Below are 8,166 nucleotides of genomic sequence, written 5' to 3'. Positions count from 1 at the left end.
CGTGACCGCCGACCTGCAGCAGACCCGCAGGAGGCTGCAGGCCGTCGAGGCCAAGGGCCAGGAGCCGGTGGCGATCGTCGGCATGGCCTGCCGCTATCCGGGCGGCGTCGACTCGCCGGAGGACCTGTGGCAGCTGGTCTCCTCCGGCGAGGACGGCATCACCGCCTTCCCCACCGACCGCGGCTGGGACCTGGACGGGCTCTACGACCCGGACCCGGACCACCCCGGTACCAGCTATGTGCGCGAGGGCGGCTTCGTCCACCAGGCGGGCGGCTTCGACGCGGAGTTCTTCGGGATCCCGCCGCGTGAGGCGCTGGCCATGGACCCGCAGCAGCGGCTCTTCCTGGAGTCCTCCTGGGAGGCCTTCGAGCGGGCGGGCATCGACCCGACCACGGTCAAGGGCAGCCGCACCGGCGTCTTCGTCGGCGCGGGCAACCCCGGCTACCTCGGCGGCGGCACCGGAACCCCGCCGCAGGAGGTCGAGGGCTACACCCTCACCGGCAACGTCAACAGCGTGATCTCCGGCCGGGTCGCCTACACCTTCGGCCTCGAAGGGCCCGCGGTCACCGTCGACACCGCCTGCTCCTCCTCCCTGGTGGCGATCCACTGGGCCGCCCAGGCGCTGCGCGGCGAGGAGTGCACCATGGCGCTCGCCGGGGGCGTCACCGTCATGCCCAACCCCTGGCTCTTCCAGGAGTTCAGCCGCCAGCGGGGCCTGGCCAGGGACGGCCGGGTCAAGGCCTTCTCCGCCGCCGCGGACGGCACCGTCTGGGGCGAGGGCGTCGGCGTCCTCGTCCTGGAGCGCCTGTCCGACGCCCGCCGCAACGGGCACCGCGTGCTCGGCCTGGTCAGCGGCTCCGCCATCAACCAGGACGGCGCGAGCAGCGGGCTGACCGCCCCCAACGGCCCCTCCCAGCAGCGGGTCATCGAGGCCGCGCTCGCCGGCGCCCGCCTCACCCCCCTCGACGTGGACGCGGTCGAGGCGCACGGCACCGGCACCGCCCTCGGCGACCCCATCGAGGCACAGGCCCTGCTCGCCACCTACGGCCAGGGGCGCAGCGCCGAGAACCCGCTGCTGCTCGGCTCGGTGAAGACCAACATCGGCCACACCGCCGCCGCCGCGGGAGTCGCGGGCGTCATCAAGATGGTGATGGCCATGCGGCACGGCACCCTCCCGCAAACCCTGCACGCCGAGGAGCCCACCCCCGAGGTCGACTGGTCCCCGGGCACCGTCCGCCTGCTCACCGAGAACACCCCCTGGCCCGCCGCCGACCGCCCCCGCCGGGCAGGCGTCTCCTCCTTCGGCATCAGCGGCACCAACGCCCACGTCATCGTCGAAGGAGCCCCCGCGGAGGAGGAGCCGACCCCCGCCGCGGCCCCCGAGACCCCCGCGGCCCCCGCGCGCGGCCCGCTGCCCTGGGCGCTCTCCGGCCGCTCCGCCGCCGCCGTACGGGCCCAGGCCGCCAAACTGCTCGACCACCTCGCCGCCGCCCCCGCCGACCCCGCCGCCCCCGCCGACCCGGCCGACCTCGGCACCTCGCTGCTCACCACCCGGGCCGCCCTCGACCACCGCGCCCTGATCCTCGCCGAGGACCTCGACCAGGGCACCGAAGCCCTGCGCGCCCTCGCCGAGGGCACCCCGCACCCCTCCGTCACCGAGGGCACCGCTCGCCCCGGCAAGCTGGCCTTCCTGTTCTCGGGTCAGGGTGCGCAACGCCTGGGGATGGGGCGGGAGTTGTATGCGGTGCAGCCGGTGTTCGCGGCTGCTTTCGATGAGGTGTGCGCGGGTTTCGGTACGGATTTCCGGGAGCGCGTATTTGCCGCTGAGGGTGGGGAGTTGGACCGTACGGGTCTGACGCAGCCCGCGCTGTTCGCCGTCGAGGTGGCGCTGTTCCGCCTGGTCGAGTCCTTCGGCCTCACCCCGGACTTCCTCGCGGGCCACTCCATCGGGGAGTTGGCGGCGGCTCATGTCGCGGGCGTGCTGTCCCTGGAGGACGCCTGCACGCTCGTCGCCGCTCGTGGCCGCTTGATGGAGGCGCTTCCCGAGGGTGGCGCGATGGTCTCCGTACGGGCGAGCGAGGCGGAAGTCCGTTCGCGTATCGGGGAGTGCGAGGGCCGTGTCGACATCGCCGCGGTCAACGGCCCCGAGTCGGTCGTGGTCTCCGGTGAGGAAGCTGCCGTCCTCGAACTCGCGGACGTACTGGCGGAGTCGGGTCACAAGACCAAGCGGCTGCGCGTCTCGCACGCCTTCCACTCGCCGCTGATGGAGCCGATGCTGGAGGAGTTCCGGCGTGTCGCCTCGGAGCTGACGTACGACACGCCGTCGATCCCGGTGGTGTCGAATCTGACCGGTGAGCTGGTCCGCGCGTTCGATGCCGCGTACTGGGTGGAGCATGTGCGCCATGCCGTGCGCTTCGCCGACGGCATCGCGCTGCTCAGCGCCCGCGGGGTCACCCGCTTCCTCGAACTCGGCCCGGACGGCGTCCTGTCCGCCATGGCGCAGGAGTGCCTGCCCGAGGACTTCACCGGGCTCCTGGTCCCGCTGCTGCGCAAGGACCGCCCGGAGGCCGAGACCTTCCTCGCCGCGCTCGCGGAGGCCTGGACCCGGGGCGCCGGACCCGACTGGTCCCCGCTCTTCGCCGGGCGCCCCGGCCGCACCGTCGACCTGCCCACCTACGCCTTCCAGCGGCGCCACTACTGGCTCACCCCCGCACTCGGCGCCCGTGACGAGGCCGAGGAGGAGTTCTGGCGCGCCCTCGACGAGGAGGACATCGACTCCCTGGTCGACGCGCTCGGCATCGACGCCGGGCGGAGCCTGCGCGAGGCCCTGCCCGAGATGGCCTCCTGGCTGCGCCGCCGCCGGGACCCGGAGACCCGCAAGGCCCTGGCGGCCCTGCGCGCCGAGCCGAGCGCCGAGGACAGCGAGACGGCCGCCGCGCTCCGCGCCACCCTGCGCGAACTGCCCGAGCCGGAACAGCTGCGGACCGTCCTCGACCTGGTCCGCACCCAGGCCGCCGTCGTCCTCGGGCACAGCGGCAAGGAGGCCGTCGACGCCGGACGCGCCTTCAAGGAGCTCGGCTTCGACTCGCTGGCCGCCGTCAATCTGCGCAACCGCATCAACAACGCCACCGGCCTCCGGCTGCCCGCCGCCTTCGCCTTCGACTACCCCACCCCGGAGGCGGTCGCCGCCCACGTACGCGCCGAGATCCTCGGGGAGAGCACCGCCGCGAGCGCCGTACTGCCGAGCGCGGCCTCGGACGAGCCGATCGCGATCGTCGCCATGGCCTGCCGCTACCCCGGCGGGGTGCGTTCCCCCGAGGACCTGTGGCAGCTCGTCGACTCCGGCGCCGACGTCATCTCCGGCTTCCCCACCGACCGCGGCTGGGACCTGGACGGGCTCTACCACCCGGACCCCGACCACCCCGGCACCAGCTATGTGCGTGAGGGCGGCTTCCTGCACGACGCCGCCGAGTTCGACCCGGCCTTCTTCGGGATCTCCCCGCGCGAGGCGCTGGCCATGGACCCGCAGCAGCGGCTCGTCCTGGAGACGGCCTGGGAGGTCTTCGAGCGCGCCGGTATCGACCCGGCCCGGGTGAAGGGCACCCCGACCGGCGTCTTCGCGGGCGCCACCCAGCCCGGCTACTTCGGCGGCATGACGACGATGGGCGAGGGCGCCGAGGGCTACTCGCTCACCGGCAACCTCACCAGCGTCATCTCCGGCCGCATCGCCTACACCTTCGGCCTGGAAGGGCCCGCGGTCACCGTCGACACCGCCTGCTCCTCCTCGCTGGTCGCCATGCACCTGGCCGCGCAGGCGCTGCGCGCGGGGGAGTGCCGTCTCGCGCTCGCCGCCGGGGTCACCGTCATGCCGACCCCGGACCTCTTCGTGGAGTTCAGCCGCCAGCGCGGCCTCGCCAAGGACGGCCGGGCCAAGGCCTTCTCCGCCGAGGCCGACGGCACCGCCTGGTCCGAGGGCGCCGGCGTACTCCTCCTGGAACGCCTCTCCGACGCCGAGCGCAACGGGCACCAGGTCCTCGCCGTGCTGCGCGGCTCCGCCACCAACCAGGACGGCGCCAGCAACGGCCTGATGGCGCCCAACGGCCCCTCCCAGCAGCGGGTGATCCGCCAGGCCCTCGCCAACGCCCGGCTCAGCCCGAGCGAGGTGGACGCGGTCGAGGCGCACGGCACCGGCACCGCCCTCGGCGACCCCATCGAGGCGCAGGCCCTGCTCGCCACCTACGGCCAGGAACGGGACGGGGACCGGCCGCTGCTGCTCGGCTCCCTGAAGTCCAATATCGGCCACACCTCCGCCGCGGCCGGTGTCGCGGGCGTGATGAAGATGGTGATGGCCATGCGGCACGGCAGGCTGCCGCGCACCCTGCACGCCGAGCAGGCCACCCCGCACGTCGACTGGAGCAGCGGCTCGGTCGCCCTGCTCACCAGCGCCGCCCCCTGGCCCGAGACCGGCCGCCCGCGCCGCGCCGGTGTCTCCTCCTTCGGTGTCAGCGGCACCAACGCCCATGTCATCGTCGAGCAGGCACCCGAGCCCGCGCCGGTCACCGCCGAGGCACCCCGCGAGGGCGAGCCGCTGCCGTGGCTGCTCTCCGCCCGCACCCCCGACGCCCTGCGCGAACAGGCCCGCCGCCTGCGGGACTTCCTCACCGGCACCCCCGGGCTGCCCGCCGCCGAGGTCGCCACCGCCCTGTACACGGGCCGCGCCCAACTCGACTTCCGGGCCGCCGTCCTGACCGACTCGGAGCCGGACCTCCTCGCCGCCCTCGCCGCCCTCGCCGAGGGATCCACCGACCCGGCCACCGCCCAGGGCACGGCCACCCCCGGACCGCTCGCCTTCCTGTTCTCGGGTCAGGGTGCGCAACGCCTGGGTATGGGGCGGGAGTTGTATGCGGTGCAGCCGGTGTTCGCGGCTGCTTTCGATGAGGTGTGCGCGGGTTTCGGTGCGGATTTCCGGGAGCGTGTGTTCGCTGCTGAGGGTGGGGAGTTGGACCGTACGGGTCTGACGCAGCCCGCGCTGTTCGCCGTCGAGGTGGCGTTGTTCCGTCTGGTGGAGTCCTTCGGTGTACGTGCGGACTTCCTGGCGGGCCATTCCATCGGGGAGTTGGCGGCGGCTCATGTGGCGGGTGTGCTGTCTCTTGAGGACGCCTGCACGCTGGTGGCTGCTCGTGGTCGGTTGATGGAGGCGCTTCCCGAGGGTGGCGCGATGGTCTCCGTACGGGCGGCTGAGGCGGAAGTCCGGTCGCGTATGGGGGAGTTCGAGGGCCGTGTCGACATCGCCGCGGTCAACGGCCCCGAGTCGGTCGTGGTCTCCGGCGAAGAGGCAGCCGTTCTCGAACTCGCGGAGGCGTTGGCGGAGTCGGGTCACAAGACCAAGCGGCTGCGCGTCTCGCACGCCTTCCACTCGCCGTTGATGGAGCCGATGTTGGAGGAGTTCCGGCGTGTTGCGTCGGGGCTGGCGTACGGTTCGCCGTCGATTCCGGTGGTGTCGAATCTGACCGGTGAGCTGGTGACCGCGTTCGACGCCGCGTACTGGGTGGAGCATGTGCGCCACGCCGTACGCTTCGCCGACGCGATCGGTTTCCTCGCCGAACGCGGCGTACGCCACTTCCTGGAACTCGGCCCCGACGGCGTCCTGTCCGCCATGGCGCAGGAATGCCTCCCGGAGACCTTCGACGGGCTGCTCGTCCCGGCGCTGCGCAAGGACCGCCCGGAGGCCGCGGCCTTCCTCGCCGCGCTCGGGGCCGCCTGGACCCGCGGCATCGCCCTCGACTGGAGCCCGCTCCTGGACGGCACCGCCCGGGCCGCCGCCGAGCTGCCCACCTACCCCTTCCAGCGACAGCGCTACTGGCTGGAGGCCCCGGTCGCCGCGGCGGGTGAACAGAGCGAGGTGGACGGGCAGTTCTGGGACGCCGTCGAGCGGGAGGACCTGGAGTCCCTGGCGGACACCCTGCGCCTGCCGAGCGGTGACAGCGGGCTGCGCACCGTGCTGCCCGCGCTCTCCTCCTGGCGCCGCGGCAGCCGCGAGCAGGCCGTCATCGACTCCTGGCGCTACCGGATCACCTGGAAGACCCTGCCCGCCGGGGACACCCCGCGCCTCGACGGGACCTGGTGGATCGTGGTGCCCTCGGGCGCGAGCGGCGCCGGGGCCCTGGCCCAGGAGGCCGCCGCCGCGCTCACCGCGCACGGCGCCGTGACCGTGCCGGTGGAACTCGACGCCACCGGGGCCGACCGCGCCCGCTGGGCCGCCGAACTCGCGGCGCGGCAGGGCGAGTCGCCCACCGGTGTGCTCTCGCTGCTCGCGCTCGACGCCCGCCCGCACTCCGCGCACCCCGGCGTCAGCGCCGCCCTCGCGGGTACCGCCGCCCTCGCCCAGGCCCTCGGCGACGCGGAACTCACCGCCCCGCTGTGGAACCTCACCAGCGGCGGCGTCTCCACCGGCCCCGGCGACCCGGCGGCCGACAGCACCGGCACCCAGGCCCAGGTCTGGGCCCTCGGCCGGGTCGCCGCCCTCGAATACCCGGACCGCTGGGGCGGCTCGGTCGACCTGCCGCCCGCGCCCGACGAGCGGGCCCTCGCCCGCCTGGTCTCGGTGCTCGCCGCCGGGGACGGCGAGGACCAGCTCGCGGTACGCGCCTCGGGCGTACGGGCCCGGCGGCTGCGCACCGCCCCGGTCCCCGCCGACCGCAGGCCCGAGCCCTGGACGCCCACCGGCACGGTCCTGATCACCGGCGGCACCGGCGCCCTCGGCAGCCGTCTCGCCGAGTGGCTGGCCGACCGGGGCGCCCCCCGCCTGGTGCTGACCAGCCGCCGCGGCGCCGAGGCACCCGGCGCCCGCGAACTCGCCGCCCGGATCGAGGAGAAGGGCACCGCGGTCACCCTCGCGGCCTGCGATGTCTCCGACCGCGAGCAGCTCACCGGACTGCTGAAGGAGATCACCGCCGAGCAGCCGCTGACCGCGGTGGTGCACGCGGCCGGTGTCTCCGACAACGGCTTCATGGACGAGGTCACCGGCGAGCACCTGGCCCACGTACTGCGGCCCAAGGCCCTCGCCGCCGATCTGCTGCACGAGGTCACCCTCGAACTCGGCCTGGAACTGGAGGCGTTCGTCCTCTTCGCGTCCAGCGCGGGCATGTGGGGCAGTGGCGGCCAGGCCGCCTACGCCGCGGCCAACGCCCACCTGGACGCACTCGCCGAACGCCGCCGCGCGCTCGGCCTGGCGGCCACCGCCGTCGCCTGGGGCCCCTGGGCCGAGGCGGGCATGGCGGCCTCCGAGGACATCGACGAGCATCTGCGCCGCCGCGGCGTCATCGGCATCGCCCCCGCGACCGCCATCGCCGCCCTGCAGCAGGCACTCGACCTCGACGAGTCCACGGTCGGTGTCGCCGATGTCGACTGGTCGCTGTTCGCGCCCACCTTCACCGCGATGCGGCACAGCCCGCTGATCGCCGAACTCCCGGCCGTCAAGGCGGCCTTGGAGGAGGACGAGCCCTCCGCCGCGGCCGACTCCGCGGCGGCCTCCGCCCTGCTCGACAAGCTCGGCCGGGCCTCCGCGGCGGACCAGCAGCACCTCCTGGTGGAACTCGTCCGCGCCCAGGCCGCCGCCGTCCTCGGGCACCGCACCGCCGAGGCCGTCCAGGAGGCGCGGCCCTTCAAGGACCTCGGCTTCGACTCGCTCACCGCGGTGGAGCTGCGCAACCGCATCGCCACCGAGACCGGGCTCAGGCTCCCGGCCACCCTCCTGTTCGACCACCCGACCCCCGGCGCCCTCGCCCAGCACCTGCGGAGCCACCTGGTCGTCGACGAAGCCGGCACCGATGCCGCCGTCCTCGCCGACCTGGACCGCCTGGACGCCGCCCTGACCCGGCTCGCCCCCGACGAGGCCGCGCGGCACCGCATCGCGGGCCGCCTCCAGGTACTCGTCTCCAAGTGGGGCGCCACCGCCCAGACCGAAGAGGAGGGCGCCCACGACGACCTGGCGTCCGCCTCGGCCGAAGAGATCTTCGCGCTCATCCACGACGAGCTCGGCAAGTCCTAGGGGTCTCCTCCCGTCCCCAGACGGTGTCCGCGGCGCCGGGCACGCACCCGTACCGCCCGCCGCGGACACCGCACCGGACCCGAAGACACCACCCAGCACCTGCCGGAACCCAAGGA

1 protein-coding gene is annotated in these 8,166 nt (G+C 74.3%); it reads left to right on the top strand.

Translation table 11 applies throughout. The features are described from left to right. Position 1 precedes the first annotated feature (1 nt). Complete coding sequence (locus MID12_RS00550) at positions 2-8,050, top strand: type I polyketide synthase (RefSeq protein WP_411577035.1); 8,049 nt, start codon at positions 2-4, stop codon at positions 8,048-8,050. Positions 8,051-8,166 lie beyond the last annotated feature (116 nt).

The sequence above is a fragment of the Streptomyces sp. SCSIO ZS0520 genome (assembly GCF_025643355.1).
In the GTDB taxonomy this organism is placed as follows: domain Bacteria; phylum Actinomycetota; class Actinomycetes; order Streptomycetales; family Streptomycetaceae; genus Streptomyces; species Streptomyces physcomitrii.
Note: the sequence above shows the minus strand (reverse complement) of the source record. Positions and strands in the feature narration are given on the sequence as shown.